Annotated in this window: 27 protein-coding genes; 22 read left to right on the top strand and 5 right to left on the bottom strand. The window is 70.5% G+C overall.

Annotated elements, in window-relative coordinates:
- Position 1 precedes the first annotated feature (1 nt).
- The 18 genes from ACIRPP_RS14410 to ACIRPP_RS14495 all read left to right on the top strand — a co-directional run bounded on the left by ACIRPP_RS14410 (position 2) and on the right by ACIRPP_RS14495 (position 16,690).
- Positions 2-1,138, top strand: coding sequence for an LCP family protein (locus ACIRPP_RS14410; protein ID WP_403641796.1), 1,137 nt, complete (start codon positions 2-4; stop codon positions 1,136-1,138).
- Positions 1,139-1,366: 228 nt separating this feature from the next.
- Positions 1,367-1,591 (top strand): 50S ribosomal protein L31, encoded by a 225-nt coding sequence (rpmE, locus tag ACIRPP_RS14415; protein ID WP_003973638.1) that lies wholly within the window; start codon positions 1,367-1,369, stop codon positions 1,589-1,591.
- 106 nt (positions 1,592-1,697) lie between these two features.
- Complete coding sequence (prfA, locus tag ACIRPP_RS14420; RefSeq protein WP_403641800.1) at positions 1,698-2,765, top strand: peptide chain release factor 1; 1,068 nt, start codon at positions 1,698-1,700, stop codon at positions 2,763-2,765.
- A 26-nt stretch (positions 2,766-2,791) separates the two neighbouring features.
- Positions 2,792-3,637 carry a peptide chain release factor N(5)-glutamine methyltransferase gene (gene prmC, locus ACIRPP_RS14425; RefSeq protein WP_164333638.1) on the top strand — a complete coding sequence of 282 codons (846 nt, stop codon included), beginning with the start codon at positions 2,792-2,794 and terminating at the stop codon, positions 3,635-3,637.
- Positions 3,638-3,689: 52 nt separating this feature from the next.
- On the top strand, positions 3,690-4,337 hold the full coding sequence (locus ACIRPP_RS14430) for an L-threonylcarbamoyladenylate synthase (RefSeq protein ID WP_403641804.1): 648 nt from the start codon (positions 3,690-3,692) through the stop codon (positions 4,335-4,337).
- Entirely contained in the window at positions 4,334-5,011 is a 678-nt protein-coding gene (locus ACIRPP_RS14435) for a protein-tyrosine-phosphatase (RefSeq protein ID WP_403641807.1), read from the top strand. The genes ACIRPP_RS14430 and ACIRPP_RS14435 overlap by 4 nt, the downstream gene beginning before the upstream one ends.
- Before the next feature lie 217 nt (positions 5,012-5,228).
- Positions 5,229-6,467 carry a serine hydroxymethyltransferase gene (glyA, locus tag ACIRPP_RS14440; protein ID WP_403641810.1) on the top strand — a complete coding sequence of 413 codons (1,239 nt, stop codon included), beginning with the start codon at positions 5,229-5,231 and terminating at the stop codon, positions 6,465-6,467.
- Positions 6,468-6,615: 148 nt separating this feature from the next.
- Entirely contained in the window at positions 6,616-7,980 is a 1,365-nt protein-coding gene (locus ACIRPP_RS14445; protein ID WP_403641813.1) for an MraY family glycosyltransferase, read from the top strand.
- 335 nt (positions 7,981-8,315) lie between these two features.
- Positions 8,316-8,756 (top strand): hypothetical protein, encoded by a 441-nt coding sequence (locus ACIRPP_RS14450; RefSeq protein ID WP_403641815.1) that lies wholly within the window; start codon positions 8,316-8,318, stop codon positions 8,754-8,756.
- Between the two features lie 225 nt (positions 8,757-8,981).
- Complete coding sequence (atpB, locus tag ACIRPP_RS14455; protein WP_164348381.1) at positions 8,982-9,803, top strand: F0F1 ATP synthase subunit A; 822 nt, start codon at positions 8,982-8,984, stop codon at positions 9,801-9,803.
- A gap of 72 nt (positions 9,804-9,875) precedes the next feature.
- Positions 9,876-10,106 (top strand): ATP synthase F0 subunit C, encoded by a 231-nt coding sequence (gene atpE / locus ACIRPP_RS14460; protein WP_164336124.1) that lies wholly within the window; start codon positions 9,876-9,878, stop codon positions 10,104-10,106.
- 44 nt (positions 10,107-10,150) lie between these two features.
- Positions 10,151-10,696 carry a F0F1 ATP synthase subunit B gene (locus tag ACIRPP_RS14465; protein WP_164348379.1) on the top strand — a complete coding sequence of 182 codons (546 nt, stop codon included), beginning with the start codon at positions 10,151-10,153 and terminating at the stop codon, positions 10,694-10,696.
- On the top strand, positions 10,693-11,508 hold the full coding sequence (locus tag ACIRPP_RS14470) for a F0F1 ATP synthase subunit delta (RefSeq protein WP_403641819.1): 816 nt from the start codon (positions 10,693-10,695) through the stop codon (positions 11,506-11,508). Before ACIRPP_RS14465 ends, ACIRPP_RS14470 begins: the two co-directional genes overlap by 4 nt.
- 135 nt (positions 11,509-11,643) lie before the next feature.
- Positions 11,644-13,236, top strand: coding sequence for a F0F1 ATP synthase subunit alpha (gene atpA / locus ACIRPP_RS14475; RefSeq protein ID WP_403641822.1), 1,593 nt, complete (start codon positions 11,644-11,646; stop codon positions 13,234-13,236).
- Positions 13,237-13,257: 21 nt separating this feature from the next.
- Positions 13,258-14,175: a F0F1 ATP synthase subunit gamma gene (locus ACIRPP_RS14480; protein ID WP_403641825.1), complete on the top strand. Its 918-nt coding sequence runs from the start codon at positions 13,258-13,260 to the stop codon at positions 14,173-14,175.
- Positions 14,175-15,611 carry a F0F1 ATP synthase subunit beta gene (atpD, locus tag ACIRPP_RS14485; protein ID WP_403641828.1) on the top strand — a complete coding sequence of 479 codons (1,437 nt, stop codon included), beginning with the start codon at positions 14,175-14,177 and terminating at the stop codon, positions 15,609-15,611. The genes ACIRPP_RS14480 and atpD overlap by 1 nt, the downstream gene beginning before the upstream one ends.
- A 129-nt stretch (positions 15,612-15,740) precedes the next feature.
- Positions 15,741-16,115: a F0F1 ATP synthase subunit epsilon gene (locus ACIRPP_RS14490; RefSeq protein ID WP_403641830.1), complete on the top strand. Its 375-nt coding sequence runs from the start codon at positions 15,741-15,743 to the stop codon at positions 16,113-16,115.
- Between the two features lie 128 nt (positions 16,116-16,243).
- Positions 16,244-16,690 carry a DUF2550 domain-containing protein gene (locus tag ACIRPP_RS14495; protein ID WP_403641833.1) on the top strand — a complete coding sequence of 149 codons (447 nt, stop codon included), beginning with the start codon at positions 16,244-16,246 and terminating at the stop codon, positions 16,688-16,690.
- Positions 16,691-16,957: 267 nt separating this feature from the next.
- On the opposite strand, the gene ACIRPP_RS14500 is transcribed toward ACIRPP_RS14495, so the two are convergent.
- From ACIRPP_RS14500 to ACIRPP_RS14510, 3 genes are all read right to left on the bottom strand, one after another.
- A complete protein-coding gene (locus tag ACIRPP_RS14500; RefSeq protein ID WP_403641836.1) occupies positions 16,958-18,781 on the bottom strand; it encodes a glycosyl hydrolase family 18 protein in 1,824 nt (607 codons plus the stop codon).
- A gap of 155 nt (positions 18,782-18,936) precedes the next feature.
- Positions 18,937-19,581, bottom strand: a complete 645-nt coding sequence (locus ACIRPP_RS14505) for a response regulator (RefSeq protein WP_403641839.1) — start codon at positions 19,579-19,581, stop codon at positions 18,937-18,939.
- The gene (locus tag ACIRPP_RS14510; protein WP_403641841.1) at positions 19,581-20,786 is read right to left on the bottom strand and encodes a sensor histidine kinase; all 1,206 of its coding nucleotides are present in this window, start codon (positions 20,784-20,786) and stop codon (positions 19,581-19,583) included. Before ACIRPP_RS14510 ends, ACIRPP_RS14505 begins: the two co-directional genes overlap by 1 nt.
- Before the next feature lie 152 nt (positions 20,787-20,938).
- Between ACIRPP_RS14510 and ACIRPP_RS14515 the strand changes: the two genes are divergently transcribed.
- Both ACIRPP_RS14515 and ACIRPP_RS14520 read left to right on the top strand, forming a co-directional pair.
- Positions 20,939-21,520 (top strand): hypothetical protein, encoded by a 582-nt coding sequence (locus ACIRPP_RS14515; protein WP_403641844.1) that lies wholly within the window; start codon positions 20,939-20,941, stop codon positions 21,518-21,520.
- Positions 21,521-21,558: 38 nt separating this feature from the next.
- On the top strand, positions 21,559-21,798 hold the full coding sequence (locus tag ACIRPP_RS14520) for a DUF5708 family protein (protein ID WP_403642183.1): 240 nt from the start codon (positions 21,559-21,561) through the stop codon (positions 21,796-21,798).
- On the opposite strand, the gene ACIRPP_RS14525 is transcribed toward ACIRPP_RS14520, so the two are convergent.
- Both ACIRPP_RS14525 and ACIRPP_RS14530 read right to left on the bottom strand, forming a co-directional pair.
- Complete coding sequence (locus ACIRPP_RS14525) at positions 21,702-22,274, bottom strand: cob(I)yrinic acid a,c-diamide adenosyltransferase (protein WP_403641847.1); 573 nt, start codon at positions 22,272-22,274, stop codon at positions 21,702-21,704. The two genes, ACIRPP_RS14520 and ACIRPP_RS14525, sit on opposite strands and share 97 nt — an antisense overlap.
- 142 nt (positions 22,275-22,416) lie before the next feature.
- Positions 22,417-23,151 (bottom strand): D-Ala-D-Ala carboxypeptidase family metallohydrolase, encoded by a 735-nt coding sequence (locus ACIRPP_RS14530; RefSeq protein ID WP_403641849.1) that lies wholly within the window; start codon positions 23,149-23,151, stop codon positions 22,417-22,419.
- 324 nt (positions 23,152-23,475) lie between these two features.
- Between ACIRPP_RS14530 and ACIRPP_RS14535 the strand changes: the two genes are divergently transcribed.
- Together ACIRPP_RS14535 and ACIRPP_RS14540 are read left to right on the top strand one after the other, a co-directional pair.
- Positions 23,476-24,324, top strand: a complete 849-nt coding sequence (locus tag ACIRPP_RS14535) for a 3-hydroxyacyl-CoA dehydrogenase family protein (protein ID WP_403641852.1) — start codon at positions 23,476-23,478, stop codon at positions 24,322-24,324.
- A 153-nt stretch (positions 24,325-24,477) separates the two neighbouring features.
- Positions 24,478-24,801: an STAS domain-containing protein gene (locus ACIRPP_RS14540; RefSeq protein WP_164336093.1), complete on the top strand. Its 324-nt coding sequence runs from the start codon at positions 24,478-24,480 to the stop codon at positions 24,799-24,801.
- Positions 24,802-24,811 lie beyond the last annotated feature (10 nt).

Below are 24,811 nucleotides of genomic sequence, written 5' to 3' on the forward strand. Positions count from 1 at the left end.
CATGACTGCCGAGAGCACACCCGGACCCGGCATACCGGGGGAGTCCGCCGCGGAGGGACCGCGCCGGCGGGCCAGGGGCAAGCGGCGCAAGCCGCGCGGGAAGCGGTCCGGCGTGAAGATCGCCGCGTGGACCGCGGCGGCCGTCGTGGTGCTCGGCGGCACCGGCCTCGGCTACGTCTACTTCAAGCTCAACGGCAACATCAGCAGCGTCGACATCGACCAGGCGCTCGGCACGGACCGGCCCGACAAGGTGGACAACGGCTCCGAGAACATCCTCGTCCTCGGCTCCGACACCCGCGCCGGAGGCAACAAGGACCTCGGCGGCGGCAGCGACGACGGCAGTGCCCGCTCCGACACCGCCATGATCGTCCACGTCCACGAGGGCCACAAGAAGGCCAGCGTGGTCTCCCTCCCGCGGGACACCCTCATCGACCGGCCCGAGTGCACCGACACCGACGGCGGCACCCACCCCGCCGCCCGGAACGTCATGTTCAACTCGGCCTACTCCACCGGCGGCGCCGCCTGCGCGGTGAAGACCGTCGAAGAGATCACCGACCTGCGCATGGACCACTATCTGGAGGTCGACTTCTCCGGCTTCCAGAAGCTCATCGACGAACTCGGCGGCGTCGAGATCACCACCAGTAAGCCCATCGACGACCCCGACAGCCACCTGAAGCTGGACGCCGGCACCCACCGGCTCGACGGGGAACAGGCCCTCGGCCTGGTCCGCACCCGGCACGGCGTCGGCGACGGCTCCGACCTCGGCCGCATCCAGCTCCAGCAGGCGTTCATCAAGGCCCTGGTCAAGCAGGTCAAGGAGGTCGGCGTCTTCACCAACCCCAAGAAGCTCTACGACCTCGCCGACACCGCCACCCAGGCCGTCACCACCGACTCCGGCCTGGGCTCGGTGAACTCCCTGATGTCCTTCGCGGGCGGCCTGAAGGGCATCAGCCCCGCCAACATGCACATGGTGACCATGCCGGTGCAGTACGACCCCGCCAACCCCAACCGGGTCCTCGTCCAGAAGGACAAGGCCCGCCTCGTCTGGGACGCCCTCAAGAACGACCGGGCGATCCCCGAGGAGGCGACCGAGGACTCGGCCACCGGCGAGGCCAAGGACGTCGTCAGCGCACCGTAGGGCCCGCAGGGTGCCCACGCCGGTGCCCACCCGGCCCGCGCCCCCGGCCGGGGCGGGCCACCGCCGGCCGGCCGCCGGCGGGAAAACACCCGCCCCGAGGGAACAAAAAACGGCCACCCCCGGTTTTGGGTGGAGGGCCCAGTCCTGGCAGACTGGTACGTCGGCTCCGGTTCACGCTTCCGCACCCCGTGGTGGCGACCCGGCGCCCTCCCGGATCTAGGAGACACCTTGAAGCGCGACATCCACCCCGAGTACGTCGAGACGCAGGTCAGCTGCACCTGCGGTGCGTCGTTCACGACCCGCAGCACGATCGAGTCCGGCACCATCCGGGCCGAGGTCTGCTCCGAGTGCCACCCGTTCTACACGGGTAAGCAGAAGATCCTCGACACCGGTGGCCGTGTGGCCCGCTTCGAGGCCCGCTTCGGCAAGGCTTCCGCAGGCTCCAAGAAGTAGCGAGCCTCCATTCGCCGGTCCACGGCAGCGTCCCCGGCCGGGGGCGCTCCGGGACCGGCGTTTTTGGTCGCCCGCCCTTCACCCACGCACCACGCAGGAGCCCAAGATGTTCGAGGCCGTCGAGGAACTCGTCGCCGAGCACGCCACCCTGGAGAAGAAGCTCGCCGACCCGTCGGTCCACGCCGACCAGGCCAACGCGCGCAAGCTGAACAAGCGTTACGCCGAACTCACCCCGATCGTCGCCACGTACCGCTCCTGGAAGCAGACCGGCGACGACATCGAGACCGCGCGCGAACTGGCCGCCGACGACCCCGACTTCGCCGCCGAGGTCAAGGAGATGGAGCAGCAGCGCGAGGAGCTCACCGAGAAGCTCCGCCTGCTCCTCGTCCCGCGCGACCCCAGCGACGACAAGGACGTCATCCTCGAGATCAAGGCGGGCGCGGGCGGCGACGAGTCCGCCCTGTTCGCCGGCGACCTGCTGCGCATGTACCTGCGCTACGCCGAGCGCGTCGGCTGGAAGACCGAGATCATCGACGCCACCGAGTCCGAGCTGGGCGGCTACAAGGACGTCCAGGTCGCCGTGAAGGCCCGCGGCCAGATCGAACCCGGCCAGGGCGTGTGGGCCCGCCTGAAGTACGAGGGCGGGGTGCACCGCGTGCAGCGGGTGCCCGCCACCGAGTCGCAGGGCCGCATCCACACCTCCGCGGCGGGCGTCCTGGTCACGCCCGAGGCGGAGGAGATCGACGTCGAGATCAACCCCAACGACCTGCGCGTCGACGTCTACCGCTCCTCCGGGCCCGGCGGGCAGTCCGTGAACACCACCGACTCCGCCGTGCGGATCACGCACATCCCGACCGGAGTCGTCGCCTCCTGCCAGAACGAGAAGAGCCAGCTGCAGAACAAGGAGCAGGCCCTGCGTATCCTGCGCTCCAGGCTGCTCGCCATGGCCCAGGAGGAAGCCGAGCGGGAGGCTGCCGACGCCCGCCGCAGCCAGGTCCGCACCGTCGACCGCTCCGAGAAGATCCGGACCTACAACTACCCGGAGAACCGCATCTCGGACCACCGCGTCGGCTTCAAGGCGTACAACCTGGACCAGGTTCTGGACGGCGACCTCGCCGCGGTGATCCAGGCCTGCGTCGACGCGGACTCGGCCGCCAAGCTGGCCGCCGCGTAAGCCCCGTACCCACGTCCGGAGGACCAGTGAACCTGCTGCTCGCCGAGGTGGCCCAGGCCACCCAGCGGCTCGCCGACGCCGGCGTGCCCTCGCCGCGTACCGACGCGGAGGAACTCGCCGCGTTCGTGCACGGCGTCAAGCGCGGCGAGCTGCACAACGTGCCCGACTCCGACTTCGACGCCCGGTACTGGGAGGTCATCGCCCGCCGCGAGGCGCGCGAACCGCTCCAGCACATCACCGGCCACGCCTACTTCCGCTACCTGGAACTCCAGGTCGGCCCCGGGGTGTTCGTGCCGCGCCCGGAGACCGAGTCGGTCGTCGGCTGGGCCATAGACGCCGTCCGCGCGATGGACGTCGTCGAGCCGTGCATCGTCGACCTGTGCACCGGCTCGGGCGCCATCGCGCTCGCCCTCGCCCAGGAGGTGCCGCGCTCGCGCGTGCACGCCGTGGAGCTCTCCGAGGACGCGCTGCGCTGGACCCGCCGCAACATGGAGGGCTCCAGGGTCGACCTGCGCCAGGGCGACGCCCTGACCGCGTTCCCCGACCTCGACGGCCAGGTCGACCTGGTCATCTCCAACCCGCCCTACATCCCGCTCACCGAGTGGGAGTACGTCGCCCCCGAGGCCCGCGACTACGACCCCGGGCTGGCCCTCTTCTCCGGCGAGGACGGCCTGGACCTGATCCGCGGCCTGGAACGCACCGCGCACCGGCTGCTGCGCCCCGGCGGCGTGGTCGTCGTCGAGCACGCGGACACCCAGGGCGGCCAGGTGCCGTGGATCTTCGCCGAGGACCGCGGCTGGACGGACGCCGCCGACCACCCCGACCTGAACAACCGCCCCCGGTTCGCCACCGCGCGCAAGGCACTGCCGTGAGCGGCCCGCAGACTCCACTTCCCAGCAGCATGTGTACGAGGAGGCCCGCCCCATGGCCCGGCGATACGACACCAACGACGTGACCGACCGCGCGACCGGTCTGCGCGAGGCCGCATCGGCGGTACGTCGTGGCGAGCTCGTGGTGCTGCCCACGGACACCGTGTACGGCATCGGCGCGGACGCCTTCACCGCCGAGGCGGTCGGCGACCTGCTGGAGGCCAAGGGCCGCGGCCGGAACATGCCCACCCCCGTCCTCATCGGCTCCCCGAACACGCTGCACGGGCTCGTCACCGACTTCTCCGAGCAGGCCTGGGAACTCGTCGACGCCTTCTGGCCGGGCGCGCTGACTCTGGTCGCCCGCCATCAGCCGTCCCTCCAGTGGGACCTCGGCGACACCCGGGGCACGGTCGCCGTGCGCATGCCGCTGCACCCCGTCGCCATCGAACTGCTCACCGAGGTCGGCCCGATGGCCGTGTCGTCGGCGAACCTCACCGGCCACCCGGCCCCCGAGAACTGCGACGCCGCCCAGGAGATGCTCGGCGACGCCGTCTCCGTCTACCTCGACGGCGGGCCCACCCCGGGCATCGTCCCGTCCTCGATCGTCGACGTCACCCGCCCCGTGCCCGTGCTGCTGCGCGAGGGCGCCCTCTCGCCGGACGAGCTGCGCAAGGTCGTACCAGACCTCGAGGTGGCGAATTGACAGCCCCTGAGGCGGGGCGTGGCATAGGCAACGGGGAACGCAGCGCGGAAGTGACGTCGACCTTCGGCTTCCCGCGCGACACCTTCCGCATCCTCCACGTCAGCACCGGCAACGTGTGCCGCTCACCCATCACCGAGCGGCTGACCCGGCATTTCGTGAGCCAGCGGCTGGGCATCCTGGGCGGCGGGCTGATCGTGGAGAGCGCCGGCACCTGGGGCCACGAGGGCGCGCCCATGGAGACCCACGCCGAGACGGTGCTGGGCGACTTCGGCGCGGACGCGTCCGGCTTCGTGGGCCGTGAACTGCTCGACGAGCACGTCATCCGCGCCGATCTGGTGCTGACCGCGACCCGCGACCACCGCGCCCAGGTCATCTCCATGGGCCACTCGGCGGGGCTGCGCACCTTCACCCTGAAAGAGTTCACCCGCCTGGTGAACGCCATCGACCCGGCGACGCTGCCCCCGCTCGACGAGGGCCTGGTCATGCGCGCCCGCGCCCTGGTCCGCGCCGCCGCGGCCCTCCGCGGCTGGCTGCTGGCGCCCACGGCCGAGGCGGACGAGGTCTACGACCCCTACGGGGCCCCGCTGACGTTCTTCCGCTCCATCGGCGACGAGATACACGAGGCCCTGGACCCGGTGGTGACGGCGCTGACGGGGGTGCCGGCGCGGGCCTGACCGCCCCCAGCGGGCGACCGCCCCCAGCGGCCGACTGCCCCCAGCGCCGGCGCCGGCCTGACCGCCCCACCGGCCGGCCGCCCGGGCACCACCGTGCTCACCGGGGCGTACCGCAGTGCCGGTACCCGTTCGCCCCGCGAGGGTGCCGCAGCCGCGCGGTTGCGGAGAGCCCGGCCTACATTGGTGCTACGTCAGCGTCGACGTCCGGGAGTCCACCATGACGGTCAGCCCTGCCCTCGAGGCCGATGTCCTGCGCCGGCAGGACCCCGAGCTCGCCGACATCCTGCGGGGGGAGAGCGAGCGGCAGCAGACCACGCTCCAGCTGATCGCCGCCGAGAACTTCACCTCGCCCGCGGTGCTGGCCGCGCTCGGCTCGCCGCTGGCCAACAAGTACGCCGAGGGCTACCCGGGAGCCCGGCACCACGGCGGCTGCTCGTACGCGGACGCCGCCGAGCGCCTCGCCGTGGAGCGCGCCAAGGCGCTGTTCGGCGCCGAGCACGCCAACGTGCAGGCCCACTCCGGCTCCTCCGCCGTGCTGGCCGCCTACGCCGCCCTGCTGCGCCCAGGCGACACCGTCCTCGCCCTGGGCCTGCCGCACGGCGGCCACCTCACCCACGGCTCGCCCGCGAACTTCTCCGGCCGCTGGTTCCGCTTCGTCGGCTACGGCGTGGACGCGGAGAGCGGCCTCATCGACCACGACCAGGTCCGCGCCCTCGCCCTCGCCCACCGGCCCAAGGCGATCGTGTGCGGCTCCATCGCCTACCCGCGCCACATCGACTACGGCTTCTTCCGCGAGGTCGCCGACGAGGTGGGCGCCCACCTCATCGCCGACGCCGCGCACCCCATCGGCCTGGTCGCCGGGGGAGCGGCCCCGAACCCCGTGCCGTACGCGGACGTCGTGTGCGCCACCACGCACAAGGTGCTGCGCGGTCCGCGCGGCGGGATGCTGCTGTGCGGCGCGGACCTGGCCGAGCGCGTGGACCGTGCGGTGTTCCCCTTCACCCAGGGCGGCGCCCAGATGCACACCGTCGCCGCCAAAGCCGTCGCCTTCGGGGAGGCCGCCACCCCGGCCTACACGGTGTACGCGCACCAGGTCGTCGCCAACGCGCGGGCGCTGGCCGCCGCCCTGGCCGCCGAGGGCCTGGTCGTCACCACCGGCGGCACGGACACCCACCTGATCACCGTCGACCCGGCCCCGCTGGGCGTCGGCGGCCGCGAGGCCCGCGGCCGGCTCGCGGCGGCCGGTCTGGTGCTGGACTGCTGTGCGCTGCCGCACGCCGACGACCGCGGGCTGCGCCTGGGCACGGCCGCGGTCACCACCCAGGGCATGGGCACGCGGGAGATGTCCCTCGTGGCGGGACTGCTGGCGAGCGTGCTGCGCGGTGGCACGGACCCGGCGCGGGCCCGCGAGGACGTACGGGAACTGGCCGCGGCCTTTCCGCCGTACCCGCACTGAGGGCGCGCTGAGGGCCGGGCCGCCGGGCAGGCGCACGGGATGCACAGCCGTACGTGCAACCATCGTCGCTACCCGGAAGTCCCCACCCATATGCGCGCCTCGCTAGGGTGTGGGGCTGTGATGGCCAGCGAGACCTGTGGGGAAGCCCGTGCGTGAATACCTGCTGACGCTCTGTGTCACGGCCGCGGTGACGTACCTGCTGACCGGGCCGGTACGCAAGTTCGCGATCGTGGCCGGGGCGATGCCGGAGATCCGGGCCCGGGACGTGCACCGGGAACCCACTCCGCGGCTCGGCGGGATCGCGATGTTCTTCGGGCTGTGCGCCGGTCTGCTGGTCGCCGACCATCTCACCAACCTCAACCAGCTCTTCGAGAAGTCCAACGAGCCGCGGGCCCTGCTCTCCGGGGCCGCCCTGATCTGGCTGATCGGGGTGCTGGACGACAAGTTCGAGATCGACGCCCTGATCAAGCTGGGCGGCCAGATGATCGCCGCCGGTGTGATGGTCATGCAGGGTCTGACGATCCTGTGGCTGCCCGTCCCCGGCGTCGGCTCGGTCGCGCTCACCCAGTGGCAGGGCACCCTGCTGACGGTGGCGCTGGTCGTCATCACCATCAACGCGGTCAACTTCGTGGACGGGCTCGACGGTCTCGCGGCCGGCATGGTCTGCATCGCGGCGGCGGCGTTCTTCCTGTACGCCTACCGCATCTGGTACTCGTACGGCATCGAGGCCGCGGCCCCGGCGACGCTGTTCTCGGCGATCCTGATGGGCATGTGCCTGGGCTTCCTGCCCCACAACATGCATCCCGCGCGGATCTTCATGGGCGACTCCGGTTCGATGCTCATCGGGCTGGTGCTCGCCGCCGGTGCGATCTCCGTCACGGGACAGGTGGACCCCGACGCCCTCAACCTGTACGTCGGTTCGGAGAAGGAGGCCGTGCACCAGACGGTGCCGGTGTACATCCCGCTGCTGCTGCCGCTGACCATCATCGCGGTGCCCGCGGCCGACCTGATCCTGGCGATCGTGCGGCGCACCTGGCGCGGCCAGTCGCCGTTCGCGGCGGACCGGGGGCACTTGCACCACCGGCTGCTGGAGATCGGCCACTCGCACAGCCGGGCGGTGCTGATCATGTACTTCTGGTCGGCGCTGATCGCCTTCGGCGCGCTGGCCTACTCCGTCAACTCGGCGTCGATGTGGATCGTGCTGAGCGTGGTGTTCCTCAGCGCCATCGGTCTCATCCTGCTCCTGCTGCCGCGCTTCACCCCGCGCACCCCGCGCTGGATGGAGGCCTTCGTCCCGCCGCGCTACCGGCGCCGCCGCGCCGCGTCGGCGGGTGCGCCGGCGGCCGCCACGGGCGCCCTGCGGGCCGCGGAGGCCGGGGACGGGGACCGGGAGCCCGTCGCGGCCGGTGTGGCCGGAGTCAACGGCGCGACCGCCGTGGGCCACCGCGCACGTCTGGGCGAGCGCCGCACCCCGTCCGGCACCGACGCCCGCTCGGCACCCACGGCCCGGTAACGGGCAAGGTAAGAATTCGGCTAGAGCATTGCCAAGTCGTGGGAGACCGATGGGGCTCCGTTGGGTGCCCCTTGGGCGTGTAAACCCGCGCAATACCAGACAGATCGGTGGCAACGTCGCTGGAACACGCGAGGTTGGACCATGTGTGTGACGCCGAGCACGCTCATCGGGTAAAGACTGCATCAAATAGTTTGTGATAGCGTTCACGAGTCCCCGGACAGAGCCGCCGGGCCGCAGTGCGACGGCCCGCTCGGTGCGAGGAATTTCCATCCCGTCCGGGGGACTACGCTCGTCCATGACGACACCCCTTGCCCCCTGAAAGCGGAGCTGCCGCCATGCCGTCCAACGACGTCCGGATCCTGATCCAGGCTGCCGTGCCCACCGCTGCGGTCGGCGCTGTCGCCGTCGCGGTCGGCGCCGCCGTCCAGGGTGGCCAGGGTGCCATCGGCGGCGTCGTCGGCACCCTGCTCGTGCTCCTCCTCATGGGGGTGGGGCTCTACGTCATGCAGTGGACCGCCAAGTCGCTGCCTCATCTGTTCCAGGCCATGGGACTGATGATGTACATGGCGCAGATCCTGCTGATGTTCATCTTCATCGCGCTCTTCAAGAACACGACGCTGTTCCACCCGAAGGTCTTCGCTCTCACTCTGCTCGTCTGCACCCTCACCTGGGTCGCCGCGCAGGCCCGGGCGCACATGAAGGCCAAGTTCCTCTACGTGGAACCGGATTCGACGGTGAGTGAGCAGAAGAAGGAAGCGCAGGGGCGTCCGTCGTGAGGCGTAGGGCCGCGATAAAGGCGCATGCGGGACCCTGCTATCGTCCGGTGCCAACTGCGGCATCGCGGGCGCGGGCATCCGAGATGACGCCTGCCGCAACGCGAGGCGTGATGCCCCCCGGCCGCCCCCACATCCGTTACACCAGTCCCGTGCCGATCCGCGGCCTCGTGCCGCGCAGACACCACGAGGTTGCCCAATCCATGCGTCACGCCGAAGGAGCCCGCGGTGAGTGCTGACCCGACGCAGGTGCTCGCCTTCGAGACCGACTGCCACATCTTCGACGGCTGTGGCTTCCCGTCTCCCGGGCTGCACTCGTTCGTCTTCGAGCCCCTCTGGGGCGACGGCGACAGCAACCTGTACTTCAACAAGGTGATGTTGCTGGCGCTGATCGGCTCGCTCGTCGTGATCCTCTTCTTCTGGGCGGCCTTCCGCCGGCCCAGGGTCGTTCCCGGCAAGCTGCAGATGGTCGCCGAGGCGGGGTACGACTTCGTCCGCCGGGGCGTCGTCTACGAGACCATGGGCAAGCGTCAGGGCGAGAAGTACGTCCCGTTCATCGTCGCCCTGTTCTTCTTCGTGTGGATGATGAACCTCTGGTCGATCATCCCGCTCGCCCAGTTCCCGGTGACCTCGATCATCGCCTACCCGGCGGCACTCGCCCTGGTCGTCTACGGGGTCTGGGTCTCGCTGACCTTCAAGAAGCACGGCTTCGTCGGCGCCCTGAAGAACTTCACCGGTTACGACAAGTCTCTCGGCGCCGCCCTCCCGGTCGTCATGCTGATCGAGGCCTTCTCGAACCTGCTCGTGCGCCCCTTCACGCACGCCGTGCGACTCTTCGCGAACATGTTCGCGGGTCACATCCTGATCGTGCTGTTCACCATCGCCAGCTGGTACCTGCTGAACGGCATCGGGATCGCCTACGCCAGCGTGTCGTTCCTGATGGTGCTCGTGATGACCGCTTTCGAGCTCTTCATCCAGGCCCTGCAGGCCTACGTGTTCGTCCTGCTGGCCGTGACCTACATCCAGGGCGCGCTCGCCGAGCAGCACTGAGCGTCCCACTCCACACCCCCAGTCGTCCGGTGGCGCACCCCCACCGGCCCGCGAAGAAAAGGAAGAACTGGCATGTCCCAGACCCTCGCTGCCGTTACCGGCTCGATCGCTTCCGTCGGTTACGGCATCGCCGCCTTCGGCCCCGGCATCGGCGTCGGCATCATCTTCGGCAAGGGCACCGAAGCCATCGCCCGTCAGCCCGAGGCCGCCGGCCTGATCCGCGCCAACCAGATCCTCGGCTTCGCCTTCTGCGAGGCGCTCGCCCTCATCGGCCTGGTCATGCCGTTCGTCTACGGCCGGTAAGCACCTGATCCACGACCAGGTCACCAGACGAAAGGCACTTTGATATGAACGCACTGCTTCATATCGCGGCCGAGGAGCCTCAGAACCCCCTCGTCCCGCCGATTCCCGAGCTCGTCATCGGCCTGCTCGCCTTCGTCATCGTCTTCGGCTTCCTCGCCAAGAAGCTCCTCCCGAACATCAACAAGGTTCTGGAGGAGCGCCGCGAGGCGATCGAGGGCGGGATCGAGAAGGCCGAGGCCGCTCAGACCGAGGCCCAGAGCGTGCTGGAGCAGTACAAGGCCCAGCTCGCCGAGGCCCGGCACGAGGCCGCGCGCCTGCGCCAGGAGGCGCAGGAGCAGGGCGCCGCGCTCATCGCCGAGATGCGCGCGGAAGGCCAGCGGCAGCGTGAGGAGATCGTGGCCGCCGGTCACACCCAGGTCGAGGCCGACCGCAAGGCCGCGTCCGCGGCCCTGCGCCAGGACATCGGCCGGCTCGCCACCGAACTGGCGGGCAAGCTGGTCGGCGAGTCCCTCGAGGACCACGCCCGGCAGAGCCGTGTGATCGACCGCTTCCTCGACCAGCTCGAGGAGAAGGCCGAGGCAGCACGATGAACGGAGCGAGCCGCGAGGCACTGGCCGCCGCACGTGAGCGGCTCGACGCGCTGACGGACTCCACGTCCGTGGACGCGGCGCAGCTCGCCGACGAGCTGGCCGCCGTCACCGCGCTGCTCGACCGCGAGGTCAGCTTGCGCCGGGTCCTCACCGACCCGGCGCAGGCCGCTGACGCGAAGGCCGAACTGGTGGGGCGCGTCCTCGGCGGTCAGATCGGCGGCCCCGCCGCCGACCTGGTGGCCGGCACGGTGCGCTCCCGCTGGTCGCAGTCGCGTGACCTGGTGGACGCGCTGGAGGAGCTGGCCAACACGGCCGACTTCACCGCCGCCCAGCAGGACGGCACGCTCGACGACGTCGAGGACGAGCTGTTCCGCTTCGGCCGGATCATCTCCTCCGACACCGAGCTGCGGGCGGCGCTGACCAACCGCGCCGCGGGCGCCTCGGCCAAGAGCGAGCTGGTGCGCAGCCTGCTCGGCGGCCGGGCCCGGCCCACGACCGAGCGTCTGGTGACGCGCCTTGTCACCGCGCCGCGTGGACGTAGCCTGGAGGCGGGACTCGAGTCCCTGACCAAGCTCGCGGCCGAGCGTCGCAACCGCATGGTTGCCGTCGTCACCTCCGCGGTCCCGCTGAGCGACACCCAGAAGCGGCGCCTCGGTGCCGCCCTGGCGAAGCTCTACGGGCGGCAGATGCACCTCAACCTCGACGTGGACCCCGAGGTCCTGGGCGGGATCCGGGTGCGGGTCGGCGACGAGATCATCAACGGCTCGCTCGCGGACCGGCTCGAGGACGCCGCCCGCCGCATGGCGAGCTAGCAGCAACTCCATAAGCATGACTACGGCCCGGGTTGGGCCGTGCAGAGGATTCACCTCTTATTGGGGGGAGTCCCCGACTCGTGGAATACCCCCCAAGTGAAACTTCGGGCCCAACAAGGAGAGCAGGGAACTCAGATGGCGGAGCTCACGATCCGGCCGGAGGAGATCCGGGACGCGCTGGAGAATTTCGTCCAGTCGTACAAGCCGGACGCGGCCTCGCGCGAGGAGGTCGGTACGGTCACCCTTGCCGGCGACGGCATCGCCAAGGTCGAGGGTCTTCCCTCGGCCATGGCCAACGAGCTGCTGAAGTTCGAGGACGGCACCCTCGGTCTCGCCCTCAACCTCGAGGAGCGCGAGATCGGTGCCATCGTCCTCGGTGAGTTCAGCGGCATCGAGGAGGGTCAGCCGGTCACCCGCACCGGCGAGGTCCTGTCCGTCGCCGTGGGCGAGGGCTACCTCGGCCGTGTGGTCGACCCGCTCGGCAACCCGATCGACGGCCTCGGCGAGATCGAGACCGAGGGCCGCCGCGCCCTCGAACTGCAGGCCCCCACGGTCATGCAGCGCAAGTCGGTGCACGAGCCGATGGAGACCGGCTACAAGGCCGTCGACGCCATGACCCCGATCGGCCGTGGCCAGCGTCAGCTCGTCATCGGCGACCGCGGCACGGGCAAGACCGCCCTCGCCGTGGACACGATCATCAACCAGCGGGACAACTGGCGTTCCGGCGACCCGAAGAAGCAGGTCCGCTGCATCTACGTCGCCGTCGGCCAGAAGGGCTCCACCATCGCGTCGGTGCGCCGCGCGCTGGAGGAGAACGGCGCCCTGGAGTACACGACCATCGTCGCCGCCCCGGCGTCCGACCCGGCCGGCTTCAAGTACCTCGCGCCGTACACCGGCTCGGCCATCGGCCAGCAGTGGATGTACGAGGGCAAGCACGTCCTGATCATCTTCGACGACCTGTCGAAGCAGGCGGACGCCTACCGCGCCGTGTCGCTGCTGCTGCGCCGCCCGCCGGGCCGCGAGGCCTACCCGGGTGACGTCTTCTACCTGCACTCCCGCCTGCTGGAGCGCTGCGCGAAGCTCTCCGACGAGATGGGTGCCGGCTCGATGACCGGTCTGCCGATCGTCGAGACCAAGGCCAACGACGTGTCGGCGTTCATTCCGACCAACGTCATCTCCATCACCGACGGCCAGTGCTTCCTGGAGTCGGACTTGTTCAACGCCGGTCAGCGCCCCGCGCTGAACGTCGGTATCTCCGTCTCCCGGGTCGGTGGTTCCGCACAGCACAAGGCGATGCGCCAGGTCTCCGGCCGTCTGCGCGTGGACCTCGCCCAGTTCCGTGAGCTGGAGGCGTTCGCCGCCTTCGGTTCCGACCTGGACGCCGCGTCCAAGGCGCAGCTGGAGCGCGGTCAGCGTCTGGTCGAGCTGCTGAAGCAGAACCAGTACGAGCCGATGGCGACCGAGGACCAGGTCGTGTCCGTCTGGGCCGGTACCACGGGCCGCATGGACGACGTGCCGGTCGGCGACGTCCGCCGCTTCGAGAAGGAGCTGCTGGAGTACCTGCACCGCAAGGAGCAGGGCCTCATGACCTCCATCCGGGAGGGCGCCAAGATGTCCGACGACACGATCCAGGCGATCGCGGACGCCGTGGCGGAGTTCAAGAAGCAGTTCGAGACGAGCGACGGCAAGCTGCTCGGCGAGGACGCCCCGGCCGCTGCCGCCAAGTGACGTAAGGAAGGGACCTGACTCATGGGAGCTCAGCTCCGGGTCTACAAGCGTCGCATCCGATCCGTCACCGCGACCAAGAAGATCACCAAGGCGATGGAGATGATCGCCGCCTCGCGTGTCGTCAAGGCGCAGCGCAAGGTGCGTGCTTCCTCGCCGTACGCGGAGGAACTCACCCGCGCGGTCACGGCGGTCGGTACCGGTTCGGACACCAAGCACCCGCTGACCACGGAGGCGGAGAACCCGACCCGTGCCGCGGTCCTGCTCCTCACGAGCGACCGCGGCCTGGCCGGCGCCTTCAACGCCAACGCCATCAAGGCGGCGGAGCAGCTGACCGCGCGCCTGGAGCGCGAGGGCAAGGAGGTCGACACGTACATCGTCGGCCGCCGTGGTCTCGCGCACTACAACTTCCGTGAGCGCAAGGTCACGGAGTCGTTCAGCGGCTTCACCGACGACCCCTCGTACGCGGACGCCAAGAAGGTCGCGGCGCCCCTGATCGAGGCCATCGAGACGGACACGGCGGAGGGCGGTGTGGACGAACTCCACATCGTCTACACCGAGTTCGTGTCGATGATGACGCAGACCGCGGTCGGTGCCCGGCTGCTCCCGCTGCGTCTCGACGAGGTCGCGGAGGAGTCGTCCGCCAAGGACGAGATCCTCCCGCTGTACGACTTCGAGCCCTCGGCCGAGGACGTCCTCGACGCCCTGCTGCCGCGCTACGTGGAGAGCCGGATCTACAACGCGCTGCTCCAGTCGGCCGCCTCCAAGCACGCCGCCACGCGGCGCGCGATGAAGTCGGCCACCGACAACGCGGGCGAGCTGATCAACACGCTCTCCCGTCTTGCCAACGCGGCCCGCCAGGCCGAAATCACCCAGGAAATCAGCGAGATCGTCGGTGGCGCCAGTGCACTGGCCGACGCGACCGCGGGGAGTGACAAGTAATGACCACCACTGTTGAGACCGCGACGGCTACGGGCCGCGTCGCCCGGGTCATCGGCCCGGTCGTCGACGTGGAGTTCCCCGTCGACTCGATGCCGGAGATCTACAACGCCCTGCACGTCGAGGTCGCCGACCCGGCGAACGCGGGCGAGCTGAAGACGCTGACCCTGGAGGTCGCCCAGCACCTGGGTGACGGTCTGGTCCGCACCATCTCCATGCAGCCCACCGACGGTCTGGTCCGCCAGGCCCCGGTGACGGACACCGGTTCCGCCATCTCCGTCCCGGTCGGCGACTTCACCAAGGGCAAGGTGTTCAACACCCTCGGTGAGGTGCTGAACGTCGACGAGCAGTACGACGGCGAGCGCTGGCCGATCCACCGCAAGGCGCCCAACTTCGACGAGCTCGAGTCGAAGACCGAGATGTTCGAGACCGGCGTCAAGGTCATCGACCTCCTCACCCCGTACGTCAAGGGTGGAAAGATCGGTCTGTTCGGCGGTGCCGGCGTCGGCAAGACGGTGCTCATCCAGGAGATGATCTACCGCGTCGCCAACAACCACGACGGTGTGTCGGTGTTCGCCGGTGTCGGTGAGCGCACCCGTGAGGGCAACGACCTCATCGACGAGATGAGCGAGTCGGGCGTCATCGACAAGACCGCGCTGGTCTTCGGCCAGATGGACGAGCCGCCGGGGACGCGTCTGCGCGTCGCGCTGGCCGGCCTGACCATGGCCGAGTACTTCCGCGACGTCCAGAAGCAGGACGTGCTGTTCTTCATCGACAACATCTTCCGCTTCACCCAGGCGGGTTCCGAGGTGTCGACCCTGCTCGGCCGCATGCCCTCCGCGGTGGGCTACCAGCCGAACCTGGCCGACGAGATGGGTCTCCTCCAGGAGCGCATCACCTCGACCCGTGGTCACTCGATCACCTCGATGCAGGCGATCTACGTCCCCGCGGACGACCTGACCGACCCGGCCCCGGCCACCACCTTCGCCCACCTCGACGCGACGACGGTGCTCTCCCGTCCGATCTCGGAGAAGGGCATCTACCCGGCCGTGGACCCGCTGGACTCGACGTCCCGGATCCTGGACCCGCGCTACATCGCGCAGGACCACTACGACGCGGCCATGCGCGTGAAGAACATCCTGCAGAAGTACAAGGACCTGCAGGACATCATCGCGATCCTCGGTATCGACGAGCTGGGCGAGGAGGACAAGCTGGTCGTCCACCGTGCCCGTCGCGTGGAGCGCTTCCTGTCGCAGAACACCCACGTCGCCAAGCAGTTCACCGGCGTGGACGGCTCGGACGTGCCGCTGGACGAGTCGATCGCCGCGTTCAACGCGATCTGCGACGGTGAGTACGACCACTTCCCCGAGCAGGCGTTCTTCATGTGCGGTGGCATCGAGGACCTGAAGGCGAACGCGAAGGAGCTGGGCGTCTCCTGAGCCCCGTGCTCCGGATGAGCCCCCGGGCTCACCCTGAGGGGGCGGGCGTGTCCCGCCCCCTCGTACACGCCCTTTAGACTTGTAACCAACACCCGGCATGACCGCCGGGTGGTGACCCGAGGAGCCACCTTGGCTGCTGAGCTGCACGTCGCGCTGGTCGCGGCCGACCGAGAGGTCTGGTCCGGCGAGGCCACCCTGGTCGTCGCGCGCACCACGTCCGGCGACATCGGCGTCATGCCCGGTCACCAGCCGCTGCTCGGTGTGCTGGAATCGGGCCCCGTGACCATCCGCACCAACGAGGGGGAGACGGTCGTCGCCGCGGTGCACGGCGGTTTCATCTCGTTCGCGGACAACAAGCTGTCGCTGCTGGCGGAGGTCGCCGAGCTGGCGGACGAGATCGACGTCCGGAGCGTGGAGCAGGAGCTGGCCCGCGCGAAGGCGGAGAACGACCCCGACGCAGAGCGCCGCGCAAACGCACGTCTGCGGGCGACGGCGGCGCGCTGACCCCAGCGCAGTGCGATGATGTCACTCAGCCGCGGCAGGCACCGGAGCGATCCGGAGCCGGTCGCGGCTGAGTCAGATCTGGATGATTTTTCCGTTCCGTTACCTAGGAGACGAGGAGGTCGGTGTCGATGGTCCTCGCTCTGACTGTGTGCGGAATCGTGGTGGTGCTCGTGGTGGCGGGCCTGTTCGTCTTCGGGCTGCGCCGCCGCATCATCCAGCGCTCCGGCGGGACGTTCGACTGCAGCCTGCGCTGGGAGGCGCCGGAGCCCGGTGACCCGGGCGGCAAGGGCTGGGCGTACGGCGTGGCCCGCTACAACGGCGACCGGGTCGAGTGGTTCCGTGTCTTCTCCTACGCGCCCCGCCCGCGCCGCGTCCTGGAACGCTCCGCGATCGAGGTGGCCGGCCGCCGGGTCCCGGAGGGCGAGGAGGAGCTCGCGCTGCTGTCGGACGCGGTCGTCCTGGCCTGCCGGCACCGCGGCACGCGCCTCGAACTCGCGATGAGCGAGGATGCGTTGACCGGTTTCCTGGCCTGGCTGGAGGCAGCCCCGCCGGGACAGAGGGTGAACGTCGCGTAGCGGCGTTCAGGGCCCCGCTGGGTGGGGGAGGGTGGACGTCGCGTAGCGCGGCCCCTAGCTCGCACAGCGCGGCACCCGGGGCGCACAGCGCCCCCCCGGTCGGGTAGTTCGGCCCCCGGGCCCCGGCAACAGAGGACTCGGGCTGCCGCAGAGGCAGGCATCTCCCGTGCGGACGGTGAGCCGTCCGCGCCCGTGGCAACGGAACCGCCCCCGGACTCGGTCGTCCGGGGGCGGTGGTGTCGCCGTGGCCGTGGGGGGCCGGTGGTGCTACTTCAGTCCGCTGTCGATCGCGCTCACGAGTTCGCCGTTCGCGGTGTCACCGCTGAACTCCCAGAAGAACGCGCCGCCCAGACCCTGGTTCTTGGCCCAGGCCATCTTGCCGTTGATGGTGGCGGGGGTGTCGTAGGACCACCAGTTGCTGCCGCAGTGGGCGTACGCGGTGCCGGCGAAGGTGCCGGTCACGGGGCAGGCGGTCTTCAGGACCTTGTAGTCCTCGATGCCCGCCTCGTACGTGCCGGGCGCCGCGCCCGTCGCCGTGCCGCCGGGGGCGGACTGGGTGACGCCGGTCCAGCCGCGGCCGTAGAAGCCGATGCCGAGCAGCAGCTTCTTCGCCGGGACGCCCTTCGCCTTCAGCTTGGCGATGGCGGCGGCCGAGTTGAAGCCCTCCTTCGGGATGCCGTTGAACGAGGTCAGCGGCGAGTGGGGGTTGGTCGGGCCGGTCTTGTCCCAGGCGCCGAAGTAGTCGTAGGTCATCACGTTGTACCAGTCGAGGTACTGCGCGGCGCCCCCGTAGTCGGCGGCGTCGATCTTGCCGCCGTCGGAGCCGTCCGCGGTGATGGCGGCGGTGACCAGGTAGTCCTTGCCGAACTCGGCGCGCAGGGCCTGGGAGAGGTTCTTGAAGGCCGCCGGGCCGCTGGTGTCACAGGTCAGACCGCAGGCGTTGGGGTACTCCCAGTCGATGTCGATGCCGTCGAAGACATCGGCCCAGCGCGGGTCCTCCACCACGGCCTTGCAGGACTTGGCGAACGCGGCCGGGTTCTGCGCGGCCTGGCCGAAGCCGCCGGAGTAGGTCCAGCCGCCGAAGGAGTACAGCACCTTGATGTGCGGGTACTTGGCCTTCAGCTGGCGCAGCTGGTTGAAGTTGCCGCGCAGCGGCTGGTCCCAGGTGTCGGCCTGGCCGCTGACGGACTGGTCGGCGGTGTAGGCCTTGTCGGTGGCGGCGTAGGCGTCGTCCAGCTTGCACTGGCCGTTCACCACGTTGCCGAAGGCGTAGTTGATGTGGGTGATCTTGGCGGCCGAGCCGGACGTCACCAGGTTCTTGACGTGGTAGTTGCGGCCGTAGACGCCCCACTCGGTGAAGTAGCCGAGGTTGATCTTGTCGCCGGTGGGCGGCGGTTCCTCGGTCTGGCCGGTGGTGCGGACCTTCACCGCGCCGCTGACCGGGCCGGTCTGGTCGGCGGTGTCCCGGGCCTGCACGGTGTAGGAGTAGTCGGTGCCCTTGCTGAGCCCGGTGTCCGTGTAGGTGGTGCCGGTCACGGTGGCGACCTTGGCGCCGTCGCGGAGCACGTCGTAGTTCTTGATGCCCTTGTCGTCGGTCGCCGCGGACCAGGACAGCTTCACCGAGGTGTCGGTGACGTTCGAGGCGGTGGGGGTGCCGGGCGCGGAGGGTGCATCGTCGCCGGGGACGCTGCCGCCGTCGCAGCTGCCGCCGTTGAGCTTGCAGCCGGAGGGGGAGCCGGTGCCGCTGCCGTTGAAGCCGAAGGAGACGGACGCCCCGGGGGCGAGGGTGCCGTTCCAGCCGAGGTTCTTGGCGGTCCAGTGGTCACCGGAGTTGGTGACCGTGGCGTCCCAGGCCGACGTCACCTTGGTGCCGGCGGGGAAGTCCCACTCGATCGTCCAGGCGTTGATGGTCGTGGTGCCGGTGTTCTTCACCGTCCACTTGCCCTCGAAGCCGGAGCCCCAGTCCTGGGTCTTGGCGTAGGTGGCGGTGGCGGAGGTGGCGGCCTGGGCGGGGGGTGCGAGGGCGACCATGCCCGACAGGGGGAGCAGCAGGGTCGCGAATCCTGCCGCGGCTCTGTGTCTGAAGCGCATGCTGCGCCTCCTTGTGAGGTCGTGGAGGGGACGTGACTGAGCCATCACGCCCACGGTGCCGCGAGAATAGAAAGGTCTGGACCACGGGTCAATAGGTCTGGACCACCTGGACGGTTTGTCCGCTCCCTGATCCGGCATGATCCGAACCAGAGGCGCTAGATCCCCAACTCCTGCGCGAGCACTGCCGCTTGGACCCGGCTGCGCAGCCCCAGCTTGCCCAGCAGGCGGCTGACGTGCGTCTTCACCGTCGCCTCCGCCATGTCCAGGCGTTCGGCGACGGCCGCGTTGGACAGCCCCTCGCCCAGGCACGACAGCACCTCCCGCTCGCGCCGGGTGAGCGCGTCCAGAGCCGCCGGGTCCACGGCCGGAGTGCGCCGGACGGGCTTCGCGGCGAACTCGGCGATCAGCCGCCGGGTGACGGCCGGGGCCACGATGCCCTCGCCCTGCGCCACCGTGCGCACCGCCGCGAGCAGGTCCTTGGCGTCGGTGTTCTTCAGCAGGAACCCGGCCGCCCCCGCCCGCAGCGCCCCGAACACGTACGCGTCGAGGTCGAAGGTGGTCAGCACGAGCACGTCCGCCAGCCCCTCCGCGACCACCTGCCGGGTCGCCGACACCCCGTCCAGGCGCGGCATCTGGATGTCCATCAGCACCAGGTCCGGGCGCAGTTCACGGGCGAGCTCCACCGCCCGCTCGCCGTCCGCCGCCTCGCCGACCACCTCGATGTCGGGCGCGCTGCGCAGGATGAGGACCAGCCCGGCGCGGACGGCGGACTGGTCCTCGGCGACGAGGACACGGATCATCAGGCATCTCCCGGGGCGGAATCGGTGTCGGTGACGGGCAGCGAGGCACGGACGGCCCAGACCTTGCCGCCCGTGCCGTCCGGGTCCTTCTCGGGACCCGCGTCGAAGGTGCCGCCGAGCAGGGCGGCCCGCTCCCGCATGCCCACCAGTCCGGCCCCCGAACCAGGGGCGCGCGGGGCGTCACGGCCGCCGTACGGACTGGTCACCCGGACGTCCAGGGTGCCGTCGGTGCGGCGCAGCCACACGGACACGCGGCCCTTCTCGGCATGCTTGAGCGCATTGGTCAGCGACTCCTGGACGATCCGGTACGCGGCCAGCTCGACCGGTGCGGGGACGGAGCAGGGCTCGGTGTCGAGGCGGGCGTCCAGGCCGTTGGCGCGGGCGCCCTTCACCAGCGCGGCGAGGCCGTCCAGGGTCGGGGTGGCCGCGGGTTCGCCGTCGTCGGCGCCCTCCCGCAGGATGCCGATCAGGCGGCGCATCTCGGACAGCCCCTGGACACTGTTCTCCCGGATCACGGTCAGCGCCTCGCGGGAGGTGCCGGGCTCGTCCAGGGAGAGCGCGGCCGTGGAGTGAATGGCGATCGCCGACAGGTGGTTGGCGACCACGTCGTGCAACTCCCGGGCCATGCGGGCGCGTTCCTGGTTCACCGCCTGGGTGCGGTCCATCTCGGCCAGCAGCGCGGTCTGTTCGGCGCGCAGCCGGGCGGCGTCGGCGGCGTCGCGGTGGTTGCGCACGATCAGACCGGTCGACGCGGGCGCGAACGTCACGGCGCCGACCACCAGCCCGATCAGCAGCGCCTCCGGCACCCGCCACCCGGCGTACGGGACCAGGGTGGCCGCGACCGTGAGCACACCGGTGATCTTGGGCAGGCGGCGGGCGGTGGCGGGCGTGCCGTACACCACCGCCGCGTACATCAGGTCGGTGTACATCACGATCGTGGCGATGCTGCCCTGGGTCATGGTGTCCGCGGCCAGCGCGGCCGTGCCGATCAGCAGGGCGGTGCGGGGGGCGGTGCGGCGCAGCAGCTCGCAGCAGGCCATCACGGCCAGCGGCACGAGCAGCGGCCAGCGGCCCCCGAAGAGCACCATCGGGTCCTGGGGCGAGCGGACGCCCAGCCCGAAGCCCCACAGCAGCAGGCCGCCGGCGAGACCCGCGAGCGCGATCCACGCGTCGAACCGGGAAGGTCGGGACAGTCGTACGGCCATGGCACCATCCAACACGCTGCGCGGCGCCGGTGCCCGGTCCCGGGGGAGGGTCCTGGACTGCATCTTTCGATGTACCGCGAGTTCGTCGTCGGCGACGACGCCCCGGGCCGCCCGGGGCGGGAGCCTGGAAGGGTGACCGAGAGGAGCGAGACGTGATCGTCGCCTTGATCGCCGCCTGCGAGATCGGCTTCTGGGTGCTGCTGGCGGCCGGCCTGGCCTTCTGCTACCTGTTGAAGATGCCGCGCACCGGCCTGGCGCTGCTGCTGTGCGAGCCGCTGCTGGAGGTCGTGCTGCTGGTCGTGACCGCCCTGGACCTGAAGAACGGCGCGGAGCCGAACTGGACGCACGGGCTGGCCGCGCTCTACATCGGCTACACCGTCGGCCACGGTCACCGCACGGTGAAGTGGCTCGACGGCCACGCCGCCCACCGTCTGGGCGGCGGGCCGAGGCCGCCCGGCGCGCCGAAGTACGGACGGGCCCGCGCCCGGCACGAGACCCGGGTGTGGCTCGGCACGCTGGCCGGCGCCGCGGTGGCGACCGTGCTGCTCCAGCTGGCCATCTGGTATGTCGGCGATCCGGGCCGCGTCACGTCCCTGGAGGCCTGGCGCTTCACGGCCTGGCGGGTGGCCGGCATCCACGGCCTGGTGACGCTGGCGTACTGGGTGTGGCCGAAGAAGGCCCCGGCGGGCGACGCCGGCGCGGGCGTCGCGGACCGCGAGCGGGTGGGCCGGTGAGACGGGCCGCCGAGCACTGCGCCACCGGCGCGGGCACGGTGCTCGGGGGCCTGGCCCTGTGGCGCTGCACCCAGGGGGTGGAGCTGCCGGTGGTCTCGCTCCCCAAGGTGGGCGTCCTGTTCATGTGCCTCGGCGCCGCCGAGGTCCTGCTCGGCCTGTACCGGGTCGTGCGCGGTAGGGCTCAGCGCTCCCCGCCCGGCACCCACAGCACGTCGCCGGTCTCCTTGTTGGCGATCCGGGCCAGGATGAACAGCAGGTCCGAGAGGCGGTTGAGGTAGGTGGCGGTGAGCGGGTTCATGCTCTCACCGTGCGCCTGAAGGGCGGCCCAGGTGGAGCGCTCGGCCCGCCGTACGACCGTGCACGCCTGGTGCAGCAGCGCGGCGCCCGCGGTGCCTCCGGGCAGGATGAACGAGCGCAGCTTCTCCAGCTGCTCGTTGAAGCGGTCGCAGTCCGCCTCCAGCCGGTCGATGTAGAACTGCTCCACCCGCAGCGGCGGGTACTCGGGGTTCTCCACCACCGGGGTCGACAGGTCGGCGCCCACGTCGAACAGGTCGTTCTGCACGCGGGTGAGGACGGCGACGAGGTCCTCGTCGAGACCGCCCAGGGCGAGCGCCGTGCCGATCACCGCGTTCGCCTCGTTGGCGTCGGCGTAGGCGGAGATCCGCAGGTCGGTCTTGGGGACCCGGCTCATGTCCCCCAGGTTGGTGGTGCCCCGGTCGCCGGTCCGGGTGTAGATGCGCGTCAGATTGACCATGGGGCCAGCCTAGTTCCGCCGACGCTCCCGGGGGCGGCTGTGTGCGGGGGGTCACGGAGCGCCGGGGGAGGCGTCCCGGCCGCGCCGGGACGGCGCGGCCGGAATTCCCCGGGCGTGCGGTGGGGCGCACGCCCCGTTCCGGTCAGATGCCGCAGGTGGGCGCCGACCAGTACGCGGAGGGGTCGAAGGCGACGTGGGTGTGGTCGTTGTGGCCGGGGTAGCCCGGGCCGAGGATCTCGGAGAAGCCGTGGACCCGTGCCTGGCGGGCCAGCGTGCACAGGCTGGGCGTGCCGACCAGGTCGGCCGCGTCGCCGTAGAGGTGACGGCTGTTGGACGCGCCGCCGACCGCGCTGTTGCAGGCGTAGGAGCGGAAGCCGCTGGAGATGGTGATCGGCACGTCACCCAGCTTGCGCCGCATCGCCTCCAGCTTCCACATGGTCTTCAGCGCGTTCGCCTTGGCGGTGGCCGCCGGAACCGCGCCGCCGGACCACGTGGAGTTGCACTTGTTGAGTTCGGCGTAGCTGAAGTGGACGGGGGTGCAGTCGGCGTCCTGGAGCGCGTAGATCTTGCTGAAGGTGGCGGGCCCGGCGACGCCGTCGGCGGACAGCCCGTAGGCGGCCTGGAACCGCTTCACGGCCGCCGCGGTGCGGGCGCCGTACTGGCCGTCGTAGGAGAGCCGTTCGCCCGAGGTGACCCAGCCGGCCACGCGGATCTGCAGCTGCGTCACATCGCTGCCGGAGGAGCCCTGGGACAGCGTGCGGTTCCAGGTGTAGCACGAGTCGGCGTGCGCGGTGCCCGCCGTGGCTCCCACCCCGAGCACCGTACCCGCCATGACCATGACAATTGCGAGAAGTGTCCGTGTCGCACGTCTGAGCATTCCGGCCTCCCGACCGTCTCGCTGGGGCGAAGGGGGCGCCGCCGCCGGACGGCCGCCGGCGACCAGCGTGCGACAGAGTGCTACGCGCGTCAACAACCCCTCGGTGAACACCCTGTGCTGACGACCCGTGGGAAGGCCGCCCGGACCTGCCCCGTACCTCCCTCGAAAAGCCTCCGGGCACCGGGGCCGGCGGACGTGACGGGTGTCTCACCCCATGAGACGTGACACGCATTACTAACCCCCTCCCACGCCCCCTCACGACCGCTAGTGTCCGCCAGTGACATACAGGAACAGTGTGTGAGCGTTTCGAAGGGGAGTCGCACAGTGGCAGGCAAGCTCGCCGTCATCGGGGCCGGTCTCATGGGGTCCGGCATCGCCCAGGTCTCCGCTCAGGCGGGCTGGGAGGTCGTCCTGCGCGACGTCACCGACGAAGCGCTCACCCGGGGCACCGACGGCATCAAGGCGTCGTACGACAAGTTCGTCGGCAAGGGCAGGATGGAGGCGCACGACGCCGACGCCGCCCTCGCCCGCATCACCTCGACCACCGACCTGGACGCCTGCGCGGACGCCGACGTCGTCGTCGAGGCCGTCTTCGAGAAGCTGGAAGTCAAGCACGACATCTTCCGGGCGCTCGACAAGATCGTGCGGGACGACACCGTCCTCGCCTCCAACACCTCCGCCATCCCGATCACCAAGATCGCGGCCGTGACGGAGCGCCCGGAGCGGGTCGTGGGCACCCACTTCTTCTCGCCGGTGCCGATGATGCAGCTGTGCGAACTGGTCCGCGGCTACAAGACCAGCGACGAAACCCTCGCCAGGGCACGGGAGTTCGCCGAGTCGGTCGGCAAGACCTGCATCGTCGTCAACCGCGACGTGGCCGGCTTCGTGACCACCCGCCTCATCTGCGCCCTCGTCGTCGAGGCCGCCAAGCTGCACGAGTCGGGCGTGGCCAGCGCCGAGGACATCGACCTCGCCTGCAAGCTGGGCTTCGGCCACGCGATGGGACCGCTGGCCACCGCCGACCTCACCGGCGTCGACATCCTGCTGCACGCCACCGACAACATCTACACCGAGTCCCAGGACGAGAAGTTCGCGGCTCCCGAGCTGATGCGCCGGATGGTTGACGCCGGTGACATCGGCCGCAAGAGCGGGCAGGGCTTCTACGAGCACTGATCCCGCCCCCTCACCCCGGCGCCATCACCCGCCGGGGTGAATTCGGTATCGGTTCGCTTACAGGTAGCAACCTCTGCCCCCTCCACGCAGTCAGAGGTTGCATCACCGGAATCAAAAGACGCGGAGCACCAGACGCACGCACGGGGAGCGCATATGCACATCAGGGGCGACCACGTCGAGCTGGTCGTCGGGGGCCGCCTCGACGTCCGCAGCGCGGCGGACGCCCGTACGGTCCTGCACTCGGCCGTCGACGACGGAGTCGGCGACCTGGTCCTGGACCTGTCCGAACTGGACTCCTGGGACGCCACCGGACTCGGCGTGATCATGGGAGCCCACCGGCGGGCCGGCCGCTGCGGCCGGCGCCTGGTGCTGCGCGGCGTCCCGCCGCAGATGCAGCGCCTGCTGGTGGCCACCCGGCTGCACCGCATCCTGGCGATCGAGGGGGGCATCGGGGTGGACACGCTCCCGCGTGTGTGAGCCGGCACCG

The sequence above is a fragment of the Streptomyces sp. NPDC101219 genome, from assembly GCF_044767675.1.
In the GTDB taxonomy this organism is placed as follows: Bacteria; Actinomycetota; Actinomycetes; order Streptomycetales; family Streptomycetaceae; genus Streptomyces.